Source organism: Acinetobacter sp. Brlt_5 (genome assembly GCF_051949055.1).
GTDB lineage: Bacteria > Pseudomonadota > Gammaproteobacteria > Pseudomonadales > Moraxellaceae > Acinetobacter > Acinetobacter indicus.
Map to the genome: position 1 here is coordinate 346,301 of NZ_JAYJLP010000001.1, position 25,439 is coordinate 371,739.

Sequence of the window (25,439 nt, forward strand, 5' to 3'; positions counted from 1 at the left end):
ACGTACTAAAGTACCTTATACCTTAGCCGTAAATTTAACCTGATTTTAGATACAGGATTGTGCTAAACGGTAAAGATGACGGCAGATTATAAAAAACCATCAAAGGAAGAGAATTATGCGTTACGTAGATCCCAATCAACCCGGTTCAAAAGTTCAATTTAAAGCACAATACGAAAACTTTATTGGTGGCGAGTGGGTCGCCCCTGTAAAAGGCGAATACTTTGAAAATATCTCTCCTGTAGATGGCAAAGTATTTACCAAAGTCCCACGTTCATCGGCAGAAGACATTGAACTGGCTTTAGATGCAGCCCATAAAGCCAAAGCACAATGGAACAGTTCATCTCCAACGACACGTTCTAACATTTTATTAAAAATTGCAGACCGTTTAGAACAAAATCTAGAATTATTGGCAGTGGCAGAAACATGGGATAATGGTAAGCCTGTTCGGGAAACATTGGCTGCCGACATTCCATTGGCGATTGACCATTTCCGTTATTTTGCAGGCTGTATTCGTGCCCAAGAAGGCGGAATTTCTGAAATTGATGAAGATACCATTGCCTATCACTTTCATGAGCCGTTGGGCGTTGTGGGGCAAATTATTCCATGGAACTTCCCAATTTTAATGGCAACATGGAAACTTGCACCTGCTTTGGCTGCGGGTAACTGTATCGTACTTAAACCTGCAGAACAAACCCCTGCCAGCATTTTAGTTTTGGTCGAACTGATTCAAGATTTATTGCCAGCAGGCGTATTAAACGTAGTCAATGGTTACGGTGTAGAAGTGGGTCGCCCATTGGCAACCAATCCACGTATTGCCAAAATTGCATTCACAGGTTCGACCCAGGTCGGTCAATTGATCATGCAATACGCCACTGAAAACATCATTCCAGTGACTTTGGAGCTTGGTGGTAAATCTCCAAATATTTTCTTTGAAGATATTATGGCGCAAGATGACGACTACTTAGACAAAGCACTCGAAGGCTTTGCTATGTTTGCGCTGAATCAGGGTGAAATTTGTACTTGTCCATCACGTGCGCTCGTACAGGAAAGTATTGCTGACCGTTTCCTTGAAAAAGCGATAGAACGTGTTAAACGTATTAAAACAGGTCACCCGCTTGATACTGAAACTATGATTGGTGCGCAGGCGTCACAAGAACAACAAGACAAAATCTTGGGTTGTATTGCGACAGGTCGTGCCGAAGGTGCGCAAGTTTTAACGGGTGGCGGTGAACGTCATGAAGTTGGCAGTGGTTTCTATATTGAGCCGACAATTTTCAAAGGCACCAATGACATGAAAATTTTCCAAGAAGAAATTTTCGGCCCAGTGCTTTCTGTGACTACATTTAAAGACTTTGATGAAGCCATTAAAATTGCCAATGACACCATTTACGGTTTAGGTGCAGGTGTTTGGTCACGTTCTGCGCACACTTCTTACCGTGCAGGTCGTGCTATTCAAGCGGGCCGCGTTTGGACGAACTGTTACCACATTTACCCTGCGCATGCAGCTTTCGGTGGTTATAAAAAATCAGGTATTGGCCGTGAAAACCACAAGATGATGTTAGAACATTATCAACAAACCAAAAACTTGTTGGTGAGCTACTCAACTAAACCTGCTGGCTTTTTCTAAAGACTCGTCTTTAGGATTCCAACAGCGTTGAAGTTACCGTTTCAAGCTGCGCCCGATGTATTTGCATCGGGCGTTTTTATTGCGACATAAAATGCTATGACTTTCGCAGCACGCTCTTTCAGCGTGTTATAAACCGGAAGATAAAATTAAAAATCTATCCTTTATTAAAGTATTACACTTTAGTTCAGGATTATTTCACGTTACATTAAATCTCCCTTTCAGCCTGAAGTATCTGCCATGTTCGATTTACCCGACACTGTCTATGCCATTCAACATCTTGCATTTGAAGACCTCGGCGCGTGGGAAGATGTCCTGTATGAACAAGGTTTACGGGTACGGTATTTTGAAGCTGGTGTGGAAAATCTAGAAAAGGCGTTTGCGCATGAAGGATTAGTGATTATTTTGGGTGGCCCAATTGGCGTTTATGAAACCACAGACTACCCTTTCTTACAACAAGAAATAGACTTACTAAAAGTACGTTTAGAGAGGAATTTACCCACTATTGGTATTTGTTTGGGTGCACAGCTCATTGCTCATGCCTTGGGTGCCAAAGTCTATGCTGGCCATGCCAAAGAAATTGGCTGGAGCCGCCTCAGTCTGGCAGATGCAGCGCATAACCCACTGGCGGCATTAGCCAACACACCGGTCTTGCATTGGCACGGCGATACTTTTGATTTACCAGCACAGGCTGAATTACTGGCCAGCTCCGACCTGTATCCGAATCAGGCATTCCGGGTCGGACCACATATTCTGGCACTACAGTTTCATGCTGAAGTTGCAGCAGACAGTTTAGAAAAATGGCTGATTGGCCATACCTGTGAATTACGTCAGGCCCAGATTAATATTCCCGCCTTACGCGCCGCTCATCAGCAATACGCGCCGCAACTGCAACAGGTCAGCGCGACGGTTCTGGGTCAGTTTCTGGCCGGCTTAAAATCTCAAAGCTGACCGGAAGCTTTAGATTGCCCTTACATTTATCATCGTCATAAAAAAAGCACCCTGAAGCGGGTGCTTTTTTTAGCTGTTTTTGCAATTATTTTTTCGCAGCAACAGAAGCTTCAGTGGTGATGTTTACAGTAATTTTATCACCTACATTTGGTACAAAACCGGCGATACCAAATGCTGAACGGTCAAATGACGTGGTGGCATTAAAACCAACAGTTGCCGCTTTGGTCATTGGATGTGGACCCTGTTTGTTCAGTACTACATCCAGAACTACAGGTTTCGTTACACCTTTCACGGTTAAATCACCTGTGATTTTAAAGTTCTTTTTGTCCTGAGTTTCAACTTTGGTACTTTTGAAAGTAATAGTTGGATATTTTGCTGCATCAAACCAGTCTGCTGCCATTAAGTGCTCATCCAGCGCTTTGACGTTGGTGTTCAGGCTGTTTAATGGAATAGTCACGTTTACAGATGATTTTTCTGGCTGTTTCTCATCAACATTAATGGTACCTTGAATGTTAGAGAAGTTACCTGATGGCGTAGAGAAACCAAAGTGATCCCAGCTAAATACAGTTGCAGTATGGGTCGGGTCAATTTGATACGCCACTGGTTTTGCCAACGCAGCTGTTGCTACTGAAGTAACCGCCAAACCAAGTACAAGTGCTTTAAAGTTCATGCTTTTATCTCGCTTTTTGAATGCTTATTAGTGTATAGATTTCTTGTTAGAGTTCATTGCTACAGATAAAACGTTCTGTTGCAGCAATGAAACGATTAACGCATGGATGCCGTTACAGACTTTGTTTATATTGAATAAATCCGGTCTTGTGTGCCACTTTATCATACAATATTTGTGCAGTTTGATTGGCTTCTTGTGTCAGCCAGTAAACCCGGTCGCACTGGCGTTTTTTGGCTTCCATATAGACCTGTTCAATCAGTAATCTGGCCACACCCTGCCCGCGATAATCGGGGTGAGTAAATAAATCCTGCAAATAGGCATAAGGCCTGAATGTCCAGCAGCTGTCATGTTCCATCACATGAACAAAGCCGACCATCTGCTGTTCAAACAGTGCCGCAAAACCATACATATGCGCAGACTCGGCTGATGTCAGACGCTGCCAGGTATGGGCACTCAGTTCATCTGATAACTTGGTTTGATAAAAGGCCTGATAACCGACCCAAAGTGCTTGCCATTGCGGCTGACTGGTCTGTGCCAAAGGCACAATACTGATTGCTGTCATGTGGGTCTTCTTTTATATCATTCAGCCTTTTAAACTAGCATAAAAAAACGCCCCATTCGGAGCGTCTTTTTTGAAATTTCTGAGCGATTAAGCCGTCAGTTCTTTCACCGCAGCAACTACTGCTTCCGTGGTAATACCAAAGTGCTGGAACAAATCTTTGGCTGGTGCAGATTCGCCGTAAGTGGTCATACCAATCACGCGGCCGTCCAGACCCACAAATTTCCACCAGTAATCGACATGCGCTGCTTCAACCGCAACACGGGCACGGATATTCGATGGCAGAACCGCTTCACGATACGCCGCATCTTGCTGCATGAATTCTTCAGCACATGGCATAGATACTACACGTACACCTTCAAGCTGTGCATGTGCTTCCATCGCCAAGGCCACTTCAGAACCAGTCGCAATGATGATTGCTTTCAATTCCCCTTTTTCTTCAGCCAGCACATAACCACCTTTGGCCGCGTTTTCAATTTGCGCTTGAGTACGCGCCTGGAATGGCAGGTTTTGACGAGAGAAGATTAACGCAGATGGACCTTCCGCACGGCTTAAAGCAGATTTCCAGGAAATCGCAGCTTCAACCGTGTCACATGGACGCCATGTGTTCAGGTTTGGCGTACCACGTAACGATGCGATCTGCTCGATTGGCTGGTGCGTAGGACCATCCTCACCCAGACCAATCGAGTCGTGAGTATAAACGTGAATTACGCGTTGCTTCATTAACGCCGACATACGTACGGCATTACGCGCATATTCCATGAACATTAAGAATGTTGCTACATAAGGAATGAAACCGCCGTGCAGCGCCACACCGTTGGCAATCGCGGTCATACCAAATTCACGTACGCCGTAGTGCACATAGTTACCTGCGGCATTGTCTTGTACGCCCTGGCAACCTTTCCAAAGCGTCAGGTTTGAACCAGCCAGGTCCGCAGAACCACCCAATAATTCAGGTAATAATGGACCAAAAGCCTGTAGCGTATCCTGGCTGGCTTTACGGGTCGCAATGGTTTCTGCTTTCGCGTTCACTTCAGCAATATAGGCATCGGCCTGTGCCAGGAATTCTGCTGGTAATTCACCGCTTAAACGGCGTTTTAATTCAGCCGCTTCTGCAGGATATTTTGCTGCATAGGCAGCAAAAGTAGCATTCCAGGCAGCTTCAGTTTCAGCACCTTTGGTTTTCGCATCCCAAGCAGCATACACATCTTCAGGAATTACAAACGCTTCATCGGTCCAGCCCAGCGCTTCGCGGGTTAACACGATTTCATCATTACCCAGCGGTGCACCGTGGCAATCTTCTTTACCCTGTTTGTTTGGTGAACCTAAACCGATAATGGTTTTACAGATAATAATGGTTGGTTTAGCGGTTTCAGCTTTGGCAGCCACAGTTGCTTCACGAATAGCATCTGCATCATGACCATCAACTTTCAGTACTTGCCAGCCATAAGACAGGAAGCGCTGTTCAGTGTCATCAGAGAACCAGCCTTCAACTTCACCATCAATTGAAATACCGTTGTCATCATAGTAAACCACCAGTTTACCCAGACCTAAAGTACCGGCCAGTGAACATACTTCGTGAGAAATACCTTCCATCAGGCAGCCATCACCCAGGAAACAGTAGGTGTAATGGTCAACCACTTGCATATCATCTTTATTGAACTGCGCTGCCAGTGTCTTTTCAGCCAGAGCAAAACCAACCGCATTGGCAATACCCTGACCAAGTGGACCAGTGGTGGTTTCAACCCCTGGTGCATAGCCGTATTCCGGGTGACCTGGTGTTTTAGAGTGTAGTTGACGGAATGCTTTTAAATCTTCAATTGAAAGATCATAACCGGTTAAATGTAACAGCGCATAATGCAGCATAGAACCATGACCATTGGATAAAACAAAACGGTCGCGGTTAGCCCATTGCGGGTTTGTCGGGTTATGATTTAAAAATTCACGCCACACCACGTCAGCGATGTCTGCCATCCCCATCGGCGCACCTGGATGTCCGGAATTTGCTTTTTGCACGGCATCCATAGCCAATACACGAATTGCGTTTGCAATACGACGTTCATTAAGCGGGGTCGTCATAGGTCAGAGTCCAAATAAATCGTTTAATAAAGGAAGATGAATAGGAATTCAAAACACGTCTATTGTCTTAAAAAAAGCGTATGGGGTAAAGCCTCAGCGGTAATTTTTCGGTATTTATTCGTTTGCCTGCGCATTTTCGTACAATTCCTGGCTAGAGGCATGAGAAAATTGAAGTTCTGGCGAATAACCGGGTAGCTCATCCGGATTTCCCCGTTACATAACTGACCTTTTTGGATGGTTTTTTATACAAAAAAGCGCTCATTGTGAAATTCATTCAATTTAATTCAAAACTGCACAATCCTGCTCAACAGTAACAGACTTCATTTTAGAGCATGATGACGACCAAAAGATGACAGACAGCATTTCCCCAAAACTCTAAAAACAAGATAATTGGTTGATTCCTAATATAAATTATAAGAATACAGCCGCTTTTAAAATAGTGATTTATTGAATTAAAACTCAAGTTTATCCGGATGATGAATCTATACCGTTTTGGATTTTATATCAGTTTTTTAAATGCCTATATCAGATAAAAAGTCATTGAATTGAAATAAATTCAGCCAATTTGGTCGTATTGAGCTAGTCCTAAAGTCTAACTCGATGTAACATATTGCGTCTTTTGAAATAACTGTGATAGGACTTATGCGCGAGTACGCTGTATTTACCTCGGAATCTGTAAGCGAAGGCCATCCAGATAAAATGGCTGACCAAATCAGTGATGCCATTTTGGATGCAATCTTAAAAGAAGACCCATATGCGCGGGTTGCTTGTGAAACGCTTGTAAAAACCGGTGCGGTCGTACTTGCGGGTGAAATCACAACCACAGCCAATGTGGACTTTGAAGCGATTGTACGTCAAACCGTAAATGGTATTGGCTATCATCATTCTGACCTCGGCTTTGATGGTTCAACCTGTGCCGTGATTAACATGATTGGTAAGCAGTCACCAGAAATTGCCCAAGGTGTAGACCGTCAAAAACCTGAAGATCAGGGTGCCGGCGACCAGGGCTTGATGTTTGGTTATGCCAGCCGTGAAACGGATGTGCTGATGCCTGCGCCAATTTCTTATGCGCATCGCTTAATGGAAAAACAGGCTGAACTGCGTCGTAGCGGTGCCCTGCCTTGGTTACGTCCAGATGCGAAAAGCCAGGTGACTTTTGCCTATGAAAATGGCAAACCAGTACGTTTAGATGCGGTGGTGCTGTCAACCCAGCATGATCCTGAAATTAGTCAAGCACAGCTGAAAGAAGCTGTGATTGAAGAAATCGTGAAAAAGATCATTCCTGCTGACATGTTCCATGCTGACACCAAATTCCACATCAACCCGACCGGGATGTTTGTGATTGGTGGCCCAGTGGGTGACTGTGGTCTGACTGGCCGTAAAATTATTGTAGATACCTACGGTGGTATGGCGCGTCATGGTGGTGGTGCCTTCTCTGGTAAAGACCCATCGAAAGTAGACCGCTCTGCTGCTTATGCGGGTCGTTATGTGGCGAAAAATATTGTCGCTGCTGGCCTGGCAGACAAATGTGAAATTCAGGTGTCTTATGCAATTGGTGTGGCTGAGCCAACTTCAATTTCAATTAATACCTTTAACACCGGTAAAGTGGCTGATGAACTGATTGTTCAGCTGGTCCGTGAACACTTTGACCTGCGTCCATACGGCATTACCCGTATGCTGGACCTGTTACAACCAATGTACAAGCAGACTGCTGCCTACGGTCACTTTGGCCGCGAAGGTTCAGACACTGCCTTTACCTGGGAAAAAACCGACAAAGTCGATATCTTAAAAGCCGCTGCTGGCCTTTAAGCTCTGAAGATATTAAAAGACCCATCCACGTGATGGGTCTTTTATTGTCTGCTTTATCGCAATTCTGGGCAGAAATATCATTTTATAAAAACATAAACTGTTTACAATAAGATGGAACATTTAAAACAGGATGAACATGATGGCGGTAATTCTTCAGGTTGATTTCCCTTCAAATGGCCCTTTTGGCGCAGAAATGACCACGGCCTATCGCGAGCTGGCAGCCAGTATTAACCAGGAACCAGGTCTCATCTGGAAAATCTGGACCGAAAATAGTGACACCCAGCAGGCTGGCGGGATTTACCTGTTTGATACAAAGCATCATGCAGAACAATATTTACAGATGCACACGGCGCGTCTGCAAAGTTTTGGCATCGACAAGATTCACGGGAAAATTTTTGACATTAATACTGAACTGTCGGTGCTGAATCAGGCCGCTTTTCTGGCGTCATCCCGCTAAACGAAAGTTGAGTTAAGCTCATCAGATTCAAGGAATCCAGTTAGCTGGATTCCTGTTTTAAGACTTCCAATAAAGTCGGCTGTGTTGGGGTTTCCTGATGGTCCTGCAAATAGACATGCACGACTTTAAAAATAACCGCAAAGGCCAGACAACTTAAAATACAGAACATCCAGAAACCATAAGGACTACGAATATTGTGTGAACCGCAATTTGGACATTCTTTTTCTGTTGACGCCACCACTTGATTGCAACATGAGCAATGGTATTGATGGTACAGCATAGGCAGTTCTCCTAATTTACTGTAATTCTTGTTTTTATTTTTACATCATGCGAAAAACGCTTTTTGTAATATTGTTTTATCTTATGTGAGCCTGTGTAGCATAGCAAGCTCTATTACTGGTGAGTCTATGTAAGCTTAAGTAAACCCTGCCTGCTTTTGTTGACTTTATTTATCTTTTTATGCACGCTTTCAGACACTTAAGCTGCTGCTTTAACACCGTATTCTCTGCCAATAATTTTATCGGACTACTCTTAAGTCAGATGCATCCGGCTGCCCTTTTGTTTAAACTAGCGGACTGAAATACAGGAGGATGAAGATGGTACAACTGATCAAAAAAGGCGGATTACGCGAACGCGCCAACCGCAGCCGCCGTTTTCATGGCTCTGAAAATACCGAAACCACTCTGGCACCAAACCGTTATTCATCTGCCCATAAAAAAGCAGAAACGGCTGTTTCTGCTTTGGTTAGTGAACAGGATCAACCAGATTCTGAATCAGAACATACCGATGGCGTCATAGCCCAGCCACAGGGCAAAAATCAGGAATAAGGCGCCCGATAAAATATCAATATAACTGCCTGAACGCTGGTACACCGCCTTAATTTTCGGCTGTGACAATAATAGCATCAGCAACACAAAGGTCAGGAAGGTTTGCAGCGGAATAATCACTGCCAGCTGTGCTTTTAAATAATCACTGGCCGATGAACTGAGCGCCAATGAAAATACACTGCTAAAATAAATCAGGGTTTTAGGATTAGATAAATTGGTGAACAGGCCCAGTAAAAAATAGTTTTTCTGTGCAGAGCTCTGTGCCTGCACATCCTCCAGTGCACTAGACTGTTTTAAACTGCGTAGTCCGCCACTGAGCATGGCCCAGCCCATTTTCGCCAGAAACAAACCGCCTATCAGCATTAGCACCTGCTGAATCCATGGAAACTGCTCGACCAGAACGGTAAAGCCCAGCAGGGTTAAAACCACCCACAGCACAATGCCCAATGAAATTCCGGCAATAATATGAATGGTATTGCGACGTGTGGTCGATGCCGAGCTTTTGGCAATCAGAATAATATCGGGGCCGGGACTAAGCTGTGCCACAAAATGTAAGGCACAAATGGTCAACAGTAAGGACATAACACAGGGAGAAGCTTAAAAAGTCATTTATTATATCGCCCGTTCAAAAATATACGAGCACTGCAAGCATAAAAAAACCGAATCCTTGCAGATCCGGTTTTTCAAATAAAGATGGCTTAGTGTTTATTCACATCTTTCATTTCAATTTTTTTTGCTTCTGGCGTCACTTCGCGCGCTTCACCATCAATAATAGTCGAGTCGCGGCCCGCCTGCTGGTTTTGCATGTCCTGCATCTGACGCATCAGATCGGCGAACGGATTCTGGCCTTGTGCACCACCACCCATGCCATTCATATTGCCCATCATGCCCCCCATCATCTGGTTCATCATGGCTTGCTGACGTTTCATCATCGCTTTCATCATGGCCGCTTTAAAGGCATTTTGTACGCCCGGAATCATAATCAGCACAGCCAGCACATCGGTGATCAGACCTGGAATCAACAGCAGGAAACCTGCAAAGATTTTAGGCAAGTTATTGCTTAATGCCGGATCTGCACTCATTTGTCCCATCTGCATCTGCTGCATTTGTGGCATGATGCCCGCAGAATACTTACGGATCAGATTCATACCAATAAAGAAGGCGGCAATAAACCAGAAGAACACGTACCACATGCTACCGACCAGGTCACCCACGCCGATCCAGACGAATACTTCCAGAATTAAACCAGCCAGAATAATAAGAAATAATTTCATGAAAATTAATCTAATCTCAACAAAATAAATAGAGTGCAGGCATCAACTGCTTAATCAGCATCAAGCTTTTTTTGACACGCTTATGTAACAATATGGGCATTATTCTATTTTTAAAGTGCAGGCCTGTCATTAATATTTTCAATGACAGACCTGAGCTTTATGCTGTAGCACGATAAAAATAAACATAAGCCGCATACACGAGCAGCAGCCACAGCCCGATAAACACTGCCGCGGCCACTGTACTGCACGGCTTTTGACTGTAGATGTACAGTATAAACCCCGAAACTTAAGCCAAAATGAAGATGCAGCCTTTTTTACCAAGATAACCTATATATTGTCCCTGCTATTTTTAATAGCAGCTCCAGCGAGTTTGAAGCATTGTTGATAGTCTTGAGTATCCGCACCGGTTGCTGCAAATTCCCTCACACAATACCGCTGTAAAATCATATAATTCATTTTGATGTAATTTTTTAAGGCTTGGCATGTCACTGATTATTGGTATCGATCCCGGTTCCCGGCTTACCGGTTACGGCATTATTGAGCGTGATGGCTCAAAATTGCGTTTTGTAGATGCCGGCACCATTCGGACCGAAACCACGGAAATGCCTGAACGCCTGAAACGTATTTTTGGTGGTATTGACCGGATTGTAAAATTTCATGGCCCGACTGAGGCCGCAGTTGAACAGGTTTTTATGGCGCAAAACCCGGACTCGGCACTGAAACTGGGTCAAGCGCGTGGTGCTGCCATTGCCGCACTGACCAATCTGGATTTACAGGTGGCGGAATATACCGCCCGCCAAATCAAGCAGTCTGTGGTCGGCTATGGGGCAGCCGATAAAGAACAGGTGCAGATGATGGTGATGAAGCTGTTAAATTTAAGCATTAAACCGCAAGCTGATGCAGCTGATGCGCTGGCCGCTGCCATCTGCCATGCCCACGCCTCCGGCAGTATGAGCAAAATGGCGGTACTGAATGCCCTGGGTGGTATGGCGCGCGGCCGTAGCCGTTCTAGCAGCAGACGGCGCTAACTGGAAGCCATCTTGATCCCGGTGAGGGGATGTCCAAATCGGGAGTTTCTACTTAACGGATCATCTGGAAATGGGTGTATTCACGTTCTGCCGGATCAAACGGGATGCGCTCAATTTTAGTGACCTGTGCCCGCAATGGTCCAACCAGACTGCGTTTCAGAATTTCCTGAATCTGCATTTCCTCGCCAATAATTTCTGCTTCGACATCACCATTGTCCAGATTTTTGACATAGCCGGTTAGCTGCAGTTCTTGCGCCTGCTGTTCAAACCAGCGGCGATACCCCACGCCCTGCACATTTCCCTGAATAATAATTTTAAGTGCTTGCATCTCTCACCTGTTCACGACCTGATAAATGGCCTGATTCATCTGCTGTGCCTGAAGTCCGCGCATACCGGATTCCGCCAGTACATCTCCAGCTTGCGCATGTAAAGTGACAATCTCATGTAAACTGAGTTCAGTATGATATTGTGCTTTTAAACTGGCGATCATGCCGGACAGAACATCACCCATGCCGCCCGTGCCCATCCCGGCATTGCCGGCAGTACATAGCCAGAGCTGATCTTCCAGAATCAAGCTGCCCGCGCCTTTAAGCACCCACTGGCCGCCATAACGGGCCTGTAATTCCTGAATGGCCTGTAAACGGTTCTGCTCAACCTCCATTGTCGTTAGGCCTAAAAGTTTCGCCACCTCACCCGGATGTGGCGTTAAATAACTACCTTCAGGTAACTGCTGCGGATGTGCGGCCAGAAACCATAAGGCATCTGCATCGAGTACCCGTTCCAGTTCAGCCTGTAACAGTTTCGGCAACCATAGTGCATATTGACGGGCAGCCCAGTCATCACGTCCAAGTCCCATACCAAAACAGATGGCATCGACCTGCTGTAGCAGCTGTTCAATGGCATCATCCTGCAGAGTGTTAATATCGCGCAGCATGATATTCGGAGCGCGACTTAAAATAGCCGTATGATGTTTGGCATCACAAACCACGGTCACTTTGCCACAACCGGCCGCAAACGCTGCTTCCGCCGCCATTATTACCGCGCCACCCATATCAGCATGACCGCCGACCACTAGCACATGCCCATAACTGCCTTTATGACCAAAAGCCTGTCGTGGTGGCAGCTGAATCTGGGTGGGTACCAATTGGGCGATGGCATGTAATTCGGCATCGGGAGGAATGGCAGCAATCACTTCCACCTGTCCGGCGTAGGCTTTGCCCTTACCGGTAAAGAGTCCAGCTTTTAAACCCAATACGCTATAGGTTAAATCGGCCTGAATTGCACAGGGTAAAGGCTGACCGCAATTGGCATCCAAGCCACTTGGAATATCAATTGCGACTTTCAAGCCACGTTGCTGATTCATCTGATGAATAATCTGTTGCCACTCAGCGCTCAGTTCACGATTCAGGCCAATCCCAAACAGCGCATCGATATAGACCTCATACGACTGCTGAAACTGAAAACCGGATTGAATATCCAGGCCAGCCGCTCGGGCCTCGTGTTCAGCCTGCTGCAAATCAGGCGAGGAACCCAATTCAGCCGCATAAATATGCACCTGAAAACCGGCCTGCTGTAAATATTTAGCCAGCAGATAGCCATCCCCGGCATTATTGCCCTGCCCGCAGCAAACGGCTACATATTGATAGTCGTGCTGCTGTAAAACGGGAACGACGCGCTGGGCAATCGACCAGGCCACCTGCTGCATCAGGCCATAAGACGAGTTTTGCCGAGCAAACCAGCGCTGCTCCCATGCTTGAATATCACGGCTATGATAAACTTGTGGATGCATTGTTTTTCCCTTGTTTTGTCATTATGAACTCATCGCCTGCCATGCAAAATATTCCGGTCAATCAACTCGATCCCGTCCAGTTAAAAGCATGGATTAAAGCGCAGGCTTTAGCACTGGGCTTTGCTGATTGTGTCATTGCCCGGCCCGATGCTCAAGCAGAATTACCCCGTTTGGAAGCCTATTTAGCGCAAGGTTATCAGGCAGATATGCATTTTCTGGGCGAAAATCTGGAGAAACGTGCCAACCCGGCTTTACTGGTGCCGGGCACCAAAAGCATTATTTGTGTGCGCATGAATTATCTGGTCGATCGGCCTGCGCCAAGACAAGTCCCAGATGCACCCAATAGCGCCATTATTGCGCGTTATGCCCGCGGCCGTGATTATCATAAAGTCATGCGTGGTCGTCTTAAAACTCTGGCCAGCCGAATTCGGGACAAAATCGGTGATTTTGAATCGCGCCCTTTTGCCGATTCAGCCCCGATCTTTGAAAAATCGCTGGCCGAAAGTGCCGGCATGGGTTGGACCGGTAAACACACCCTGCTGATTCATAAAAAATCCGGTTCGTTCTTTGTATTAGGTGAGCTGTTTAGCTCGCTTGAGTTGCCGTTTGATGAACCGGCCACGGCGCACTGCGGTTCCTGTAGTGCCTGTATCGACATCTGCCCGACCAAAGCCATTGTGGAACCCTATGTGCTGGATGCGGGCAAATGTATTGCCTATTTAACCATTGAATATAAAGGCATTATTCCAGAAGATTTGCGCCGACCGATTGGCAACCGGGTTTTTGGCTGTGATGACTGCCAGTTAATTTGCCCCTGGAACAGTTTTGCCCAGCTGACTCCGCTGGATGATTTTGCCCCGCGTCATGGGCTAGACCGGATGAGCCTGCTGGAACTCTGGCAATGGGATGAAGCCACCTTCCTGGCCTGCACCGAAGGCAGTCCACTCAGACGGACCGGTTATCAGAGTTTTAAACGCAATATTGCGATTGGTCTGGGCAATGCGCCTTATTCCGCAGATATTATTGCCCAGCTACAACAGGCCAAAACGCCGCATGATGAGGTGGTGAATGTGCATATTGACTGGGCCATTCAGGAGCAGTTGACCAAATCTGCATAATTTTTCATTTCTTTACCTGAGCTCACAGATCCCCACACAAGCCCTACAGCGCGTGGTACTGAATTGTGGCTCAATAGAGGAATCCAACAGAAAAGATGTTGTCATCAGGAGGAATTTATTATGCAAACGCATCATAAAAACCAACAGCAGCAGAAACAACAGCAAAAGCAGGAACTTGAACAGCAGACTGAACATTTAAAACAGCAACAGCAGCAACCCCAAGGGCCTATTGATAGCCCTAAAAACAACCAGCATGAACAGGATGACCGGATGCTGAATAAACAGCACCGTGCCGATCTGCAAAACCAGAACATGCACGGCAACCATCGTGAATAATGCTGAAGTTCATGTTCCCTCACTCAACAAAGTCCACTTCAGGTGGACTTTGTTTTTGGATTACGTCATATTTTGCTAATGAAGCGCCTGCCGCTTTTGCTTAATATGTAGTATGTAAAATATGGATAATTAGGGACAGACTTATGAGCAGTATGCGTCCGGTACGTAATGATTGGTCTCGTGAAGAAATTGAGGCACTTTATCAGCAACCGTTTTTAGATTTGGTTTTTGAGGCGCAGCGTGTACATCGTGAGCATTTTGCTGCCAATACCATTCAGGTGAGTACCTTACTCTCGATTAAAACCGGTAAATGCCCGGAAGACTGCAAATACTGCTCTCAATCGGCTCATTATGATTCACAGCTGGAAGCTGAAAAACGTATTGCCGTTGAAAAAGTGATTCAGGAAGCCAAGGAAGCGCTGGAATCAGGTTCTTCACGTTTTTGTATGGGCGCAGCGTGGCGCAATCCGCATGAACGCGATATGCCTTATGTGCTGGAAATGGTGCGTGAAGTAAAAGCGCTGGGTCTGGAAACCTGTATGACGCTGGGTATGCTGAACCAGTCTCAGGCAGAACGCCTGAAAGATGCCGGCCTGGATTATTACAACCATAACCTCGATACTTCGCGCGAATACTATGCCAATATTATTAGTACCCGCAGCTTCGATGACCGTTTAAATACCCTAGAGCATGTGCGTAATGCCGGCATGAAAGTCTGTAGCGGCGGTATTGTCGGTTTAGGTGAAGATACCCAGGATCGGATTGGCCTGTTACATGAACTGGCCACCTTGCCGATTCATCCGGAATCTGTACCGATTAACATGCTGGTGCCAATTGAAGGTACACCACTGGCCGATGTAGAAAAACTGGATGTCACCGAATGGATTCGTACTATTGCCGTGGCGCGCATTATCATGCCAACCAGTTATATCCGCCTGTCTGCCGGTCGTGAATCTTTATCTGATTCAGATCAGGCCCTGGCCTTTATGGCCGGTGCCAACTCGCTGTTCTCGGGTGAAAAGCTGCTGACCACCCCGAATGCCGGTGAAGGTAAAGACCGTCAACTGTTCCAGAAACTGGGACTAGTGGCGGAAAAAGCCAAACCGACCGTTCAGGAACTGTCGGTAGATGCGATGGCGGTTTAATCCGCATCACACGAAAAAGCCCATCTTCTGGATGTAATGCCAGTCAGTTAAGAAATTGACTGGCATTTTCTTGGGTATTTCTGCGGTTTTCCCTTCACAACCCTAGGGCAACTTCTCGCTCTTCTCTCAGGTAAAATGTATTTCTTGGATTTTTCCAGTAAACCTTCTAAATGCTTGGGTAAATTACCTGCTGAATCCAATGAAGTGAATCTTAAAATATTCAGAATACTGATGGATGCAATATGAAAGCTGATTCTCAGAGGACTCACTTTTGCCCGTTGAGCCATATATTTCATTTGTCTTCTCAGCACGTTATAAGCAATAAATACACCCCATAATTCTTGATAAACTAAATCAGGCTGTTTACTTCTTAAATGTCTGCCTTCCTGTAAATCACTTTTAATTTCTCGATAACACATTTCGACTTCCCAGCGCTGAACATACAACTTGGCTAAGGAAATTAATGGATAAGTCTTTGAATCAGTGAGTGAAGTGATACAACGTCTAATTTTCCTTGCTTGCTCAACTTCAATCAAACGTGCTTCCCAATACTCTCTTAGTGTAGGATTAAGCTTCCTAGCTCTTGCTGAGATTGGCATTCTGATATGAAAATCATGTGAGGAATGACGCTGAATGATCTCGTAGCGTAAATTATCTTTTGCTCGCATAAGCCAGTGACTTTCCTCTGCACGTGCTTGCCATTCAATCAGAAAGTCAGCAGAGAAATAGGCTCGATCAAACAAAGTAACACTCTGTGATGGAGGAGATAATCGATTTGCCAGGGTAAGTTCACCTTGATCCATGCTCCCTATTTGGGCATCAATAATTTCATGGGTATGGGTATTCACCAGACAGGTTGCTCTCACATGAGGATACGGTGCAGGAGCGGTTTTGCCTTTAGATGAACCAAAGTGATTAAAGTTTTCATCTGTCAGTGGCATAGACCAAACTACCCCATCAACAGCACAAACACTAAGCCCTTGAAAGTTGGCATATTGTTGTTGGGACTCTTGAAACCAAGCCTGACTAAGTAAAGAGAATAAAGCATTCAAAGGCTCGTGTCCTAAGCGTTGTCGAGCCTGTACTGCTGCACTAGGGACACAATAGTCTGTTGTACCAAATACAAGTTTGAGTTGCTCTACGACATATCGAATCGGCTGATCTCGAAACAAGGCAAGCCCAATCACCAACCATACAACATGTTCGGCAGGTAATTTTCTTCTCCTGATGAGTGCAATCTAAATTTTCAGATAAAGTCATAAAAAAATGAGCGTATTGGCATACACTCATTTTTACTACATTTTGCTAATGTTTGCTTAACTGACTGGCATTAATCTTCTGGATGGGCTTTTTTTATGAAGTAATCAACAGGCCATAATTGGCATTCAGATACATACCCGGTTTAATCAGATCGGCACCATTGGCATGATAAACCGTGAGTTCCTGCTTGATGACATCAAAATGAAAAGCATCAAAACAGTCCTGATGCTGACACAGCCAGGTTAAGGTATCGCTGAGCTGATCATCTACAATATAGGTTGGGGCATTAAAATCTTTGGCCATATGCATATTCAGTTATAGAGAGATGTCAGGATTTTAGCCTGAAACGGCAGTAAATAAAGCAGCTTGGAATGAGATTTATTTAACGGCTGAGATGAGCCTGCGCGGATGTTAATGCAGCGTATAAACAAAAAGAAGTGAGTCTAGCCCACTTCTTTTTTGAATCCGGTTTGATCCCCTCTATGATTTATTGGCCCCACACTTACGACACTCAATATGCGCACCAATTTCCTCCATTTGCTCATATTCATAAATATGTAAACAGAAAAAGTTTTTTAATAATTGAAGCATCCTAACACTCCTATTTTTGATTATTTTTTCATTCAGCTTCTTACCGCTTATTTCATCCTGAAACAAGCATAACCAAAATTGGTTATACTCATTTTTTAACACATTTTTTAAAAAGATCAAATGTTATTTCAATGACTTCTTTTGAACTTCATTCATCATACTTATTGAAGCTTTTACTCTATATTCAAATAGCTAGCGCATTTTTTGGTTTAAAAGTGGTACAAAACAGATTTTTTGTAATCCCCTCTTGATTTCATCACGCAAGTGTTTAGGATTAAAAAAACAGCCTTTTTCGGCAATGATGCCTCGGAAAAGTAGTCAAGAAACAAGACATTATTTAAACAAAAAAAATGGAATAAGGATATCAACATGCTTGGACGTATGATGTATCAACCGTTATTGATTAGCTCGCTGATTGAACATGCAGCACGCTATCATGGCGATACACCCATCATTTCAAAAAATACCGATGGCAGCATGAGCAGCACCGACTGGGCCGCTGTGGCAGAGAATGCCAAACGCTTTGCCAATGCCCTGCAGGCCTTGGGCCTAGAGCAGAGTGACCGTGTGGCGACCATTGCCTGGAACAATCATCGTCACCTGGAAAGCTGGTATGCAATTTCCGGGAGTGGTCTGGTCTGCCATACCATTAACCCGCGTCTGTTTCCTGAACAGCTGATTTTTATTATTAATGATGCTCAGGACCGGGTGGTAATTTTTGATAAAACCTTCCTGCCGCTAATTGTCGGGGTAAAACAGCATTTACCTCAGGTGGAGCATTTTATCTGTCTGGATGCACCGGATGATGCGGTCCGGAAAAAACTGCCTGAAGTTCAGTTTTATGATGATTTGATTGCCGCCCAGTCCAAGACATTTGACTGGCCAGAACTGGATGAGAATATGGCCAGTTCCCTGTGCTACACCTCAGGCACCACCGGTAATCCAAAAGGCGTGCTCTACAGTCACCGTTCCACCTTGTTGCACAGTTATGGCATCAGCCTGCCCGACTCCCTGAATTTATCGGCCAAAGATGTAATGCTGCCCGTGGTTCCAATGTTCCATGTCAATGCTTGGGGCACACCGTATGCTGCGGCGATGGTTGGCTCAACCCTGGTTTTACCGGGACCAGGGCTGGACGGTGCCAGTCTGGTACAGCTCATTGATAATTATAAAGTCACCGTGGCCTTGGGGGTACCAACCATCTGGCAAGGTCTACTGGCCGCAGCCAAACAGTCTGGCAGCACGCTGGAAAGCATGAACCGCAATGTGGTTGGTGGCTCGGCCTGTCCGCCAGCGATGCTGAAAACCTTTAAAGAGCAGTATAACTGCGACACCATTCATGCCTGGGGCATGACTGAAACCAGTCCGCTGGGTTCTGCCAACCAGCTCAAAGCCAAGCATGAACTGCTCAGTCCGGAGGAGAAAACCCAGTTACGACTGTCTCAAGGTCGTCCACCATTTGGGGTAGATTTACGTCTGGCTTCGGCAGAAAAAGGCACCGACTTGCTGCCACGTGATGGCCAGACCACCGGCAATTTACAGATTAAAGGCCACTGGATTATTGAGCGTTACTTTGGCAAAGAGGAATCTGCCCTGACCAGTGATGGCTGGTTCGATACCGGCGATATTGCCAGTCTGAACAGTGATGGTTTCCTGCACATTAGTGACCGTTCTAAAGACCTGATTAAATCGGGTGGTGAATGGATTTCATCGGTAGAACTGGAAAATCTGGCCATGTGCCATCCGGAAATTGCCATGGCCGCAGTGATTGCCGCCAGCCATCCAAAATGGGATGAACGTCCGGTAGTGATTGCCATGAAAGTGCCGGATAGCCAGCTTACCGAAAACGAACTGCTGGATTATTATGCCGATAAAGTGGCCAAATGGCAGATTCCCGATAAGGTTATTTTTGTTGACAGTATTCCGCTCAGCGGGACCGGCAAAATGCTGAAAAAAGATTTACGCGAACAATATGGTCAGGTGTTGATGGAAGCGCCCGTGTAAATATTGGTCTATGTAGAGATAAGATAGAAAAAGCGCTGATAGATTCAGCGCTTTTTTATGGGATCAACAATGCGATATACCTAAAGATCACAGGTTTTTATATTCACTTAAGCCTGTTTTTTAATCACATGCTCGGCGGAAAAATCGCGATAGGTACGGCGTGAGGCAGTTTGTTCAGGCAATGGCTCAACCTCGTGCATGCTCTGCAGACAGCGTGCAGTCAGTTCAATATATTGCTGGGTGCCATGACGTTTCCAGGCAATTTCCTTGTCTTCCAGTGGCCGCACCACCTTAGCCGGACTGCCGAGTGCCAGGACATTGGCCGGAATCTGAGCTTTGGCTTTCACGGTACTGTTGGCGCCAATAATGGTATTTTCACCAATTTCCGCTTCATCCAGAATCACGCTATTCATGCCAACCAGTACGTTTTTACGAATGATGCAGCCATGCAAAATTGCCCCATGTCCGATATGGCCATATTCTTCTACCAGCGTCACGCTGTCTGGAAAACCATGCACGGTACAGGAATCCTGCACATTGGCATTTTGCTGAATATGAATCCGGCCAAAGTCGGCACGTAAGGCAGCAAATGGGCCAATATAAGCCCCGGCTTCAATAATCACATCGCCAATAAGTACAGCAGTTGGATGCACATAAGCCTGCGGATGCACCACAGGAATCACACCATCAATGGAGTAACACGGCATATTTTATTCCTTTAAAATAAGCAGAGTAGATGCTTCCCCACCACGAAGCAAGGAAGCTCTATGAATAGACTCAAGCCAATGAGCTGGGTTCTTCTATTTTAATACCGCCAAAACGCTTGAAGAATTGCGGATGCGCCGGTGGCATTGAACCTTCCGACGTGCGCGCCAGTTCCATAAAGAATTCTTCTCCGGCACTGACCACACGCTGATACAGATTGCTACTTAAGTTGCGTGCATTCAGCGATAACCAGTCCGATGGCAGCAGCTCAAACGGCAGGTTCGGATCTTTCAGCAAAATCCGGCGATACTGATGAATCAGCAAAATCCGGATCTGGAAGGCCTGTACCGGGTCCAGTTCATCTTCGGCATCAACCAGATTCAGAAATTCACGGAAATCACCCATGAATTTTTCATAACGCTGATGCAATTCTGGCACTGGCCAGTTGGTTGCCACCATGCGTTTAATGGTTGGATACGACTCCTGCCATAACTGCAAGGTTTCAGCTTTAAAGATCACCACCTGATCGGTCATTTGCAGATTCAGTAGCAGATTTTGCAGTTTCAGATGATCACAACCCGGATAAGCCATCACGTTGGTGGCAATATTGGCAAAACCGAGCCATTCCAGTTCTTTCTTTAAAATGGCTTTATTTTCCAGCTCGACCGAACTGAGCAGTACCAGATCCCATTTCTGATCCCATTCCTTGTGCTGGAAGCTGTAAATTTTCTGGTCCGCCATAATAAAACGCTGGCGGCTGTTTTCGGTAATACGGTAATAACTGGTGCGGCCAATTTTTTCCGACACCAACCAGCCGTTTTGTACCAGACGAAACACAGCGGTACGCACCGAACGTTCGTTCAGGCCAAACACATCCATCAGCTGGATCAGGCTGGCCAGACTGATAATCCCACCGCGATGAAAAATACAGTCACCAAATACGGTCATAATCAGCGATGTGCCACTTAAGGCTTCATGCTGAATAAAATCATCAATACTTTGTTTTAATTTTGGATTCATTGCGATGTATTCACACCCTGTTTGTGAGGGCAATTGACCGCAGTCAATCGCCCACTGAACCTATGCAGACTTTCGGATATCAAATACCCGCTGCGCCTTACCTTCTGAGCGTGGCAGGCTGCCTTCCGGCAACACATCCACCGTCACGCTAATGCCCACCATGGTTTTAATCTGGGCTTTTAACTGCCCCGCCAACTGGTGCGCCATAACATCATTGGTATCTTTACGCATTTCTGCCTGAATATGCAATGTGTCGAGGCGTCCCTGTTTACAAATATGAATCTGATAATTCGGAATCAGCTGCGGAATGTGCAAAATCTGCTCTTCAATTTGTGACGGGAACACGTTCACACCGCGGATAATCATCATATCATCGCTACGTCCAACGATTTTGTCCATACGACGCATGGTGCGTGCCGTGCCGGGTAACAGACGGGTCAGGTCACGGGTACGGTAACGGATCACCGGCATGCCTTCTTTGGTGATGGTGGTAAAGACCAGCTCGCCCAGTTCACCATCTGGCAGGACTTCACCAGTTTCCGGATTGATAATTTCCGGATAGAAATGATCTTCCCAGATGGTTGGGCCGTCTTTGCTTTCCAGACATTCCATTGCTACACCCGGCCCCATTACTTCAGACAGGCCGTAAATATCCAGTGCATCAATGCCCAAGCGCTCTTCAATCTCCTTGCGCATTTCATTGGTCCACGGCTCGGCACCAAAAATACCGGTACGGATAGAACAGTCTTTGGCTGTGCCAAATTTCTTTTCCAGCGCTTCAATAATATTCAGGCAGTAAGATGGCGTAACCATTAAAGCAGTAGGCTTAAAGTCATGAATCAGCTGCGCCTGACGCTCGGTTTGGCCGCCCGACATTGGAATAACCGTGGCACCTAAGCGCTCTACGCCATAATGCGCCCCCAAACCGCCAGTAAACAGACCATAACCATAGGACACCTGAATGGTATCTTTGGCACTTAAACCGGCTGCACGTAAGGAACGTGCTACCACATCTGACCAGGTCTGAATATCCTGCTGGGTATACCCGACCACGGTCGGCTGGCCGGTGGTGCCTGATGAGGCATGCACACGCACAATCTGTTCCTGTGGCACGGCAAACATGCCAAACGGATAGTTGTCTCGTAAATCTTGTTTGGTGGTAAACGGGAATTTGGCCAGATCTTCCAAAGTGTTGAAATCATCAGGATGGACCCCTGCTTCATCAAACTTCTTTTGATACACCGGGCTGTTCTGGTAGGCATGCTGCAGCGTTTTTTTCATGCGTTGCAGCTGGATGCTACGTAACTCATCGATTGAAACAGTTTCGATTTTTTCCATTACATTGTTATTCATCTTATTACTCCTTTTCAATCATCCTGATTGAGTGCTGTATTTTTTACTTGGATGTGTCCTCATCCACATTTTCGATAATCATGGCCACGCCCTGGCCCACACCGACACACATGGTGCACAGTGCATATTTCCCTTGACGACGTTTTAATTCTTTCATGGCGGTAATCACCAGACGCGTTCCACTCATCCCGAGTGGATGTCCCAAGGCAATCGCGCCGCCATTTGGATTGACCCGGGCATCATCATCCTGCAAGCCCAGTTCACGGGTCACCGCCAGTGCCTGTGCGGCGAAGGCCTCGTTCAACTCAATGATATCCATCTGGTCCAGGGTTAGCCCGGTCAGCGCCAGTACTTTACGTACCGCCGGCACCGGCCCAATGCCCATATATTTAGCTTCAACACCGGCACTGGCCGAAGCCACCACTTTTGCCAAAGGCTTGAGCTGATGCTGATCGACAAAAGCCTGATTGGCCAGCATGACACAGGCAGCGCCATCATTTACCCCGGAAGCATTACCAGCAGTGACTGAACCACCTTCTTTACGAAACGGGGTTTTCAGGCTGCCTAAAGCCTCCAGCGTGGTGTCAGCACGTGGATGCTCATCGGTCTGGAAGATGATGCTGTTTTTCTTACGGTCTTTAATCTCAACCGGCATAATTTCTTCGGCCAGAATCCCGTTTTGCTGGGCCACTGCAGTTTTCTGCTGACTGCGATAGGCAAACAGGTCCTGATCGGCACGATGTATCTGGTATTTTTCTGCAACGTTCTCGGCGGTTTCCGGCATGCTATCGACGCCAAACTGCGCTTTAAATTTCGGGTTAATAAAGCGCCAGCCGATGGTGGTGTCAAAAATTTCCGGGGTACGGCTAAAAGCGGTTTCCGGTTTGGACTGGACAAAAGGCGCACGGCTCATGGACTCGACCCCACCGGCCAGTACAAACCGCGCTTCACCAGCCTTGATCATACGCGCGCCTGTGGCAACCGCATCTAAACCTGAAGCACAAAGACGGTTTAGGGTAATGCCCGCGACATTGTCCGGCATGCCGGCCAGCAAGGCAGCCATACGCGCCACATTACGGTTATCTTCACCAGCCTGATTGGCACAGCCTAAAATCACCTCATCCAGTTCCTGCCAAGGCAGTTCAGGATGCTGGGCTTTTAAATACTGTATTGGCAAGGCAGCCAGGTCATCTGCACGGATGCTGCTGAATGCACCGGCATAACGGCCAATTGGGGTGCGAATTCCATCGCAAATAAATACCTGTTCCATGTCCTGTGGTTTCCTTAGCCTGCTTGGCGAAATTCTAATTCTTGCTCTGACTGCGTACGTTCCTGTGCAGCCTTCTTGCTTAAATATATACTACAACGGTAGCGTTCTTCACCATAAATACGATACATATTTTTCAAAATTTGTAAAATAGTGTTATATCCAATTTTTTCTGCCCACTGGAATGGACCTTGCGGATAATTCACACCATATTTCATTGCTGAATCAATATCTTGTTCGGTTGCTATAGCATGCAGCACTGCTTCACTGGCTTCATTCACCAGCATGGAAATGGTACGCAGCACATACAGACCTGCATGATCTTTAGTCCAGATTGGTATCAGATCAATCGCGGCAAAAAACTGCTCGACTTTGGCGATATCGGCTGCGTTACAGGCCGGTGATGCCACGATTGGTAGTGCCTGTGCTGCATTCCAGTCAGCATGCCAGTCCATCAGCACCACTTTGTCCTTGCTATAGTCCAGCTCGACCGATTCACCGCGGCTTAAACGCAGGCATACATCACCTAGTACAATCTCTTCATCTGCCTGTGGCTGACACTGTACTTTCAGCTGTGAGGCAGCCTGAATCCGCGAGATCAAGCCGCTAGAATGTGACCAGCTCCCATTGACCTCAATCTCAAGTTCACCCGGTGCAACGCTCGGCATGGCCGGCAAACGATAGGCCGGTGAACGTTCAGCCTGACGATAATCATAAAAACCCTGCCCGCTTTTACGGCCGAAACAGCCGGCATCCACCAGTTCTTTCTGGATTAAAGACGGACGATAGCGCGGCTCATAAAAGAATTCCTGATACACGCTTTGGGTCACGGAAAAATTGACATCCTGCCCGATTAAGTCGGTCAGTTCACATGGCCCCATGGCAAAGCGGCCACATTCACTCATGATAAAATCCAATTGTTCAGGCGTGGTGACATTTTCCTGTAAGGCACGAAAAGCTTCGGCATAATAAGGACGCGCTACCCGGTTGACAATGAAACCCGGAGTTGATTTGGCCGTCACTGGCACTTTATTCCAACTTTGCATCAGGCTGAACAATGCCTGTGCAATCTCTGCTGAGGTTTTCAGGCCACGAATAATTTCTACCAGTTTCATTACCGGTGCCGGATTAAAAAAGTGCAGTCCGACCACACGCTCAGGCTGTGGAATTGCCGCGGCAATGGCGGTAATGGAAATGGATGAGGTGTTAGAGGCAAAAATGGTTTCTACCGGACACAGTGCTGCCAGTTGCTGAAACAGCGCTTGTTTGACCTCTTTCTTTTCCACAATGGCTTCAACCACCAGTTGCGCATTCGCCAGTGCCTGAAGATCGCTGGCAATCGTTAAATTGGCCAGCGTTTGCTCTAACAGCTGCGCTGTCATTTTCCCGGCCGTAACACGTTTTTCCAGCTGTGTTTTCAATTGCGTCAAACCAGCCTCAGATTTTTGCACATCCACATCAAACAGCTGGGTTGGATGGCCATGCATCGCCGCCAATTGTGCAATACCAATGCCCATGGTGCCGGCGCCAATCACCGCGACACGGGCCTGCTGTAAACAAAGTTGTTCCATGA

The 25,439-nt window shown here is 46.3% G+C and carries 24 protein-coding genes and 1 pseudogene; 10 read left to right on the top strand and 15 right to left on the bottom strand.

What is annotated here, in order from left to right; genetic code table 11:
• Positions 1 to 115: 115 nt before the first annotated feature.
• Both exaC and VF685_RS01725 read left to right on the top strand, forming a co-directional pair.
• On the top strand, positions 116 to 1,627 hold the full coding sequence (exaC, locus tag VF685_RS01720) for an acetaldehyde dehydrogenase ExaC (protein ID WP_016658247.1): 1,512 nt from the start codon (positions 116 to 118) through the stop codon (positions 1,625 to 1,627).
• Positions 1,628 to 1,864: 237 nt separating this feature from the next.
• Positions 1,865 to 2,575, top strand: coding sequence for a glutamine amidotransferase (locus tag VF685_RS01725; RefSeq protein ID WP_127799377.1), 711 nt, complete (start codon positions 1,865 to 1,867; stop codon positions 2,573 to 2,575).
• A gap of 85 nt (positions 2,576 to 2,660) precedes the next feature.
• On the opposite strand, the gene VF685_RS01730 is transcribed toward VF685_RS01725, so the two are convergent.
• The 3 genes from VF685_RS01730 to tkt form a co-directional block, all read right to left on the bottom strand.
• Positions 2,661 to 3,245, bottom strand: a complete 585-nt coding sequence (locus VF685_RS01730; protein ID WP_440203526.1) for a YceI family protein — start codon at positions 3,243 to 3,245, stop codon at positions 2,661 to 2,663.
• Between the two features lie 112 nt (positions 3,246 to 3,357).
• Positions 3,358 to 3,807 carry a GNAT family N-acetyltransferase gene (locus tag VF685_RS01735; protein ID WP_016658250.1) on the bottom strand — a complete coding sequence of 150 codons (450 nt, stop codon included), beginning with the start codon at positions 3,805 to 3,807 and terminating at the stop codon, positions 3,358 to 3,360.
• A gap of 87 nt (positions 3,808 to 3,894) precedes the next feature.
• Positions 3,895 to 5,883 (bottom strand): transketolase, encoded by a 1,989-nt coding sequence (gene tkt, locus VF685_RS01740; protein ID WP_440203527.1) that lies wholly within the window; start codon positions 5,881 to 5,883, stop codon positions 3,895 to 3,897.
• A 642-nt stretch (positions 5,884 to 6,525) separates the two neighbouring features.
• Here tkt and metK point away from each other — a divergent pair.
• Together metK and VF685_RS01750 are read left to right on the top strand one after the other, a co-directional pair.
• Positions 6,526 to 7,692, top strand: a complete 1,167-nt coding sequence (metK, locus tag VF685_RS01745; RefSeq protein ID WP_005177421.1) for a methionine adenosyltransferase — start codon at positions 6,526 to 6,528, stop codon at positions 7,690 to 7,692.
• Between the two features lie 139 nt (positions 7,693 to 7,831).
• The gene (locus VF685_RS01750) at positions 7,832 to 8,149 is read left to right on the top strand and encodes a monooxygenase (RefSeq protein WP_168407110.1); all 318 of its coding nucleotides are present in this window, start codon (positions 7,832 to 7,834) and stop codon (positions 8,147 to 8,149) included.
• A 40-nt stretch (positions 8,150 to 8,189) separates the two neighbouring features.
• Here the strand turns inward: VF685_RS01750 and VF685_RS01755 are convergent, their stop codons facing one another.
• Positions 8,190 to 8,426: a hypothetical protein gene (locus VF685_RS01755; protein WP_370459256.1), complete on the bottom strand. Its 237-nt coding sequence runs from the start codon at positions 8,424 to 8,426 to the stop codon at positions 8,190 to 8,192.
• A gap of 319 nt (positions 8,427 to 8,745) precedes the next feature.
• Between VF685_RS01755 and VF685_RS01760 the strand changes: the two genes are divergently transcribed.
• Positions 8,746 to 8,976, top strand: coding sequence for a hypothetical protein (locus VF685_RS01760; RefSeq protein ID WP_005177416.1), 231 nt, complete (start codon positions 8,746 to 8,748; stop codon positions 8,974 to 8,976).
• On the opposite strand, the gene VF685_RS01765 is transcribed toward VF685_RS01760, so the two are convergent.
• Positions 8,923 to 9,558 (bottom strand): LysE family transporter, encoded by a 636-nt coding sequence (locus VF685_RS01765; protein ID WP_005177415.1) that lies wholly within the window; start codon positions 9,556 to 9,558, stop codon positions 8,923 to 8,925. The genes VF685_RS01760 and VF685_RS01765 overlap by 54 nt on opposite strands.
• A gap of 116 nt (positions 9,559 to 9,674) precedes the next feature.
• Complete coding sequence (locus tag VF685_RS01770) at positions 9,675 to 10,250, bottom strand: FxsA family protein (protein ID WP_168407111.1); 576 nt, start codon at positions 10,248 to 10,250, stop codon at positions 9,675 to 9,677.
• Positions 10,251 to 10,732: 482 nt separating this feature from the next.
• Between VF685_RS01770 and ruvC the strand changes: the two genes are divergently transcribed.
• The gene (ruvC, locus tag VF685_RS01775; RefSeq protein WP_045795787.1) at positions 10,733 to 11,278 is read left to right on the top strand and encodes a crossover junction endodeoxyribonuclease RuvC; all 546 of its coding nucleotides are present in this window, start codon (positions 10,733 to 10,735) and stop codon (positions 11,276 to 11,278) included.
• Between the two features lie 52 nt (positions 11,279 to 11,330).
• Here ruvC and VF685_RS01780 read toward each other — a convergent pair whose 3' ends face one another.
• Both VF685_RS01780 and VF685_RS01785 read right to left on the bottom strand, forming a co-directional pair.
• Entirely contained in the window at positions 11,331 to 11,606 is a 276-nt protein-coding gene (locus tag VF685_RS01780) for an acylphosphatase (RefSeq protein WP_005177399.1), read from the bottom strand.
• Between the two features lie 3 nt (positions 11,607 to 11,609).
• Positions 11,610 to 13,067, bottom strand: coding sequence for an NAD(P)H-hydrate dehydratase (locus tag VF685_RS01785; RefSeq protein WP_286384772.1), 1,458 nt, complete (start codon positions 13,065 to 13,067; stop codon positions 11,610 to 11,612).
• Between the two features lie 41 nt (positions 13,068 to 13,108).
• Here VF685_RS01785 and queG point away from each other — a divergent pair, with 41 nt between their 5' ends.
• The 3 genes from queG to bioB all read left to right on the top strand — a co-directional run bounded on the left by queG (position 13,109) and on the right by bioB (position 15,666).
• Positions 13,109 to 14,185, top strand: coding sequence for a tRNA epoxyqueuosine(34) reductase QueG (queG, locus tag VF685_RS01790; protein ID WP_005177394.1), 1,077 nt, complete (start codon positions 13,109 to 13,111; stop codon positions 14,183 to 14,185).
• A gap of 120 nt (positions 14,186 to 14,305) precedes the next feature.
• Positions 14,306 to 14,521, top strand: coding sequence for a hypothetical protein (locus VF685_RS01795; protein ID WP_005177388.1), 216 nt, complete (start codon positions 14,306 to 14,308; stop codon positions 14,519 to 14,521).
• Between the two features lie 143 nt (positions 14,522 to 14,664).
• Positions 14,665 to 15,666 carry a biotin synthase BioB gene (gene bioB / locus VF685_RS01800; RefSeq protein WP_016658258.1) on the top strand — a complete coding sequence of 334 codons (1,002 nt, stop codon included), beginning with the start codon at positions 14,665 to 14,667 and terminating at the stop codon, positions 15,664 to 15,666.
• Positions 15,667 to 15,713: 47 nt separating this feature from the next.
• Here the strand turns inward: bioB and VF685_RS01805 are convergent.
• Positions 15,714 to 16,901, bottom strand: a pseudogene (locus tag VF685_RS01805) (IS4 family transposase); the annotation flags it as partial.
• Positions 16,902 to 17,019: 118 nt separating this feature from the next.
• A complete protein-coding gene (locus VF685_RS01810; RefSeq protein ID WP_286384771.1) occupies positions 17,020 to 17,229 on the bottom strand; it encodes a hypothetical protein in 210 nt (69 codons plus the stop codon).
• A 657-nt stretch (positions 17,230 to 17,886) separates the two neighbouring features.
• Here VF685_RS01810 and VF685_RS01815 point away from each other — a divergent pair.
• Positions 17,887 to 19,521 carry a long-chain-fatty-acid--CoA ligase gene (locus tag VF685_RS01815; RefSeq protein ID WP_286384770.1) on the top strand — a complete coding sequence of 545 codons (1,635 nt, stop codon included), beginning with the start codon at positions 17,887 to 17,889 and terminating at the stop codon, positions 19,519 to 19,521.
• A 107-nt stretch (positions 19,522 to 19,628) separates the two neighbouring features.
• Here the strand turns inward: VF685_RS01815 and VF685_RS01820 are convergent, their stop codons facing one another.
• The 5 genes from VF685_RS01820 to VF685_RS01840 all read right to left on the bottom strand — a co-directional run bounded on the left by VF685_RS01820 (position 19,629) and on the right by VF685_RS01840 (position 25,437).
• A complete protein-coding gene (locus tag VF685_RS01820) occupies positions 19,629 to 20,228 on the bottom strand; it encodes a hypothetical protein (protein WP_005177381.1) in 600 nt (199 codons plus the stop codon).
• A gap of 70 nt (positions 20,229 to 20,298) precedes the next feature.
• Positions 20,299 to 21,246, bottom strand: a complete 948-nt coding sequence (gene paaX / locus VF685_RS01825; RefSeq protein ID WP_005177380.1) for a phenylacetic acid degradation operon negative regulatory protein PaaX — start codon at positions 21,244 to 21,246, stop codon at positions 20,299 to 20,301.
• A gap of 60 nt (positions 21,247 to 21,306) precedes the next feature.
• Positions 21,307 to 22,599, bottom strand: a complete 1,293-nt coding sequence (gene paaK / locus VF685_RS01830; protein ID WP_440203528.1) for a phenylacetate--CoA ligase PaaK — start codon at positions 22,597 to 22,599, stop codon at positions 21,307 to 21,309.
• A gap of 43 nt (positions 22,600 to 22,642) precedes the next feature.
• Complete coding sequence (pcaF, locus tag VF685_RS01835) at positions 22,643 to 23,869, bottom strand: 3-oxoadipyl-CoA thiolase (protein WP_171431971.1); 1,227 nt, start codon at positions 23,867 to 23,869, stop codon at positions 22,643 to 22,645.
• Positions 23,870 to 23,883: 14 nt separating this feature from the next.
• On the bottom strand, positions 23,884 to 25,437 hold the full coding sequence (locus VF685_RS01840; RefSeq protein ID WP_286384763.1) for a 3-hydroxyacyl-CoA dehydrogenase: 1,554 nt from the start codon (positions 25,435 to 25,437) through the stop codon (positions 23,884 to 23,886).
• Positions 25,438 to 25,439 lie beyond the last annotated feature (2 nt).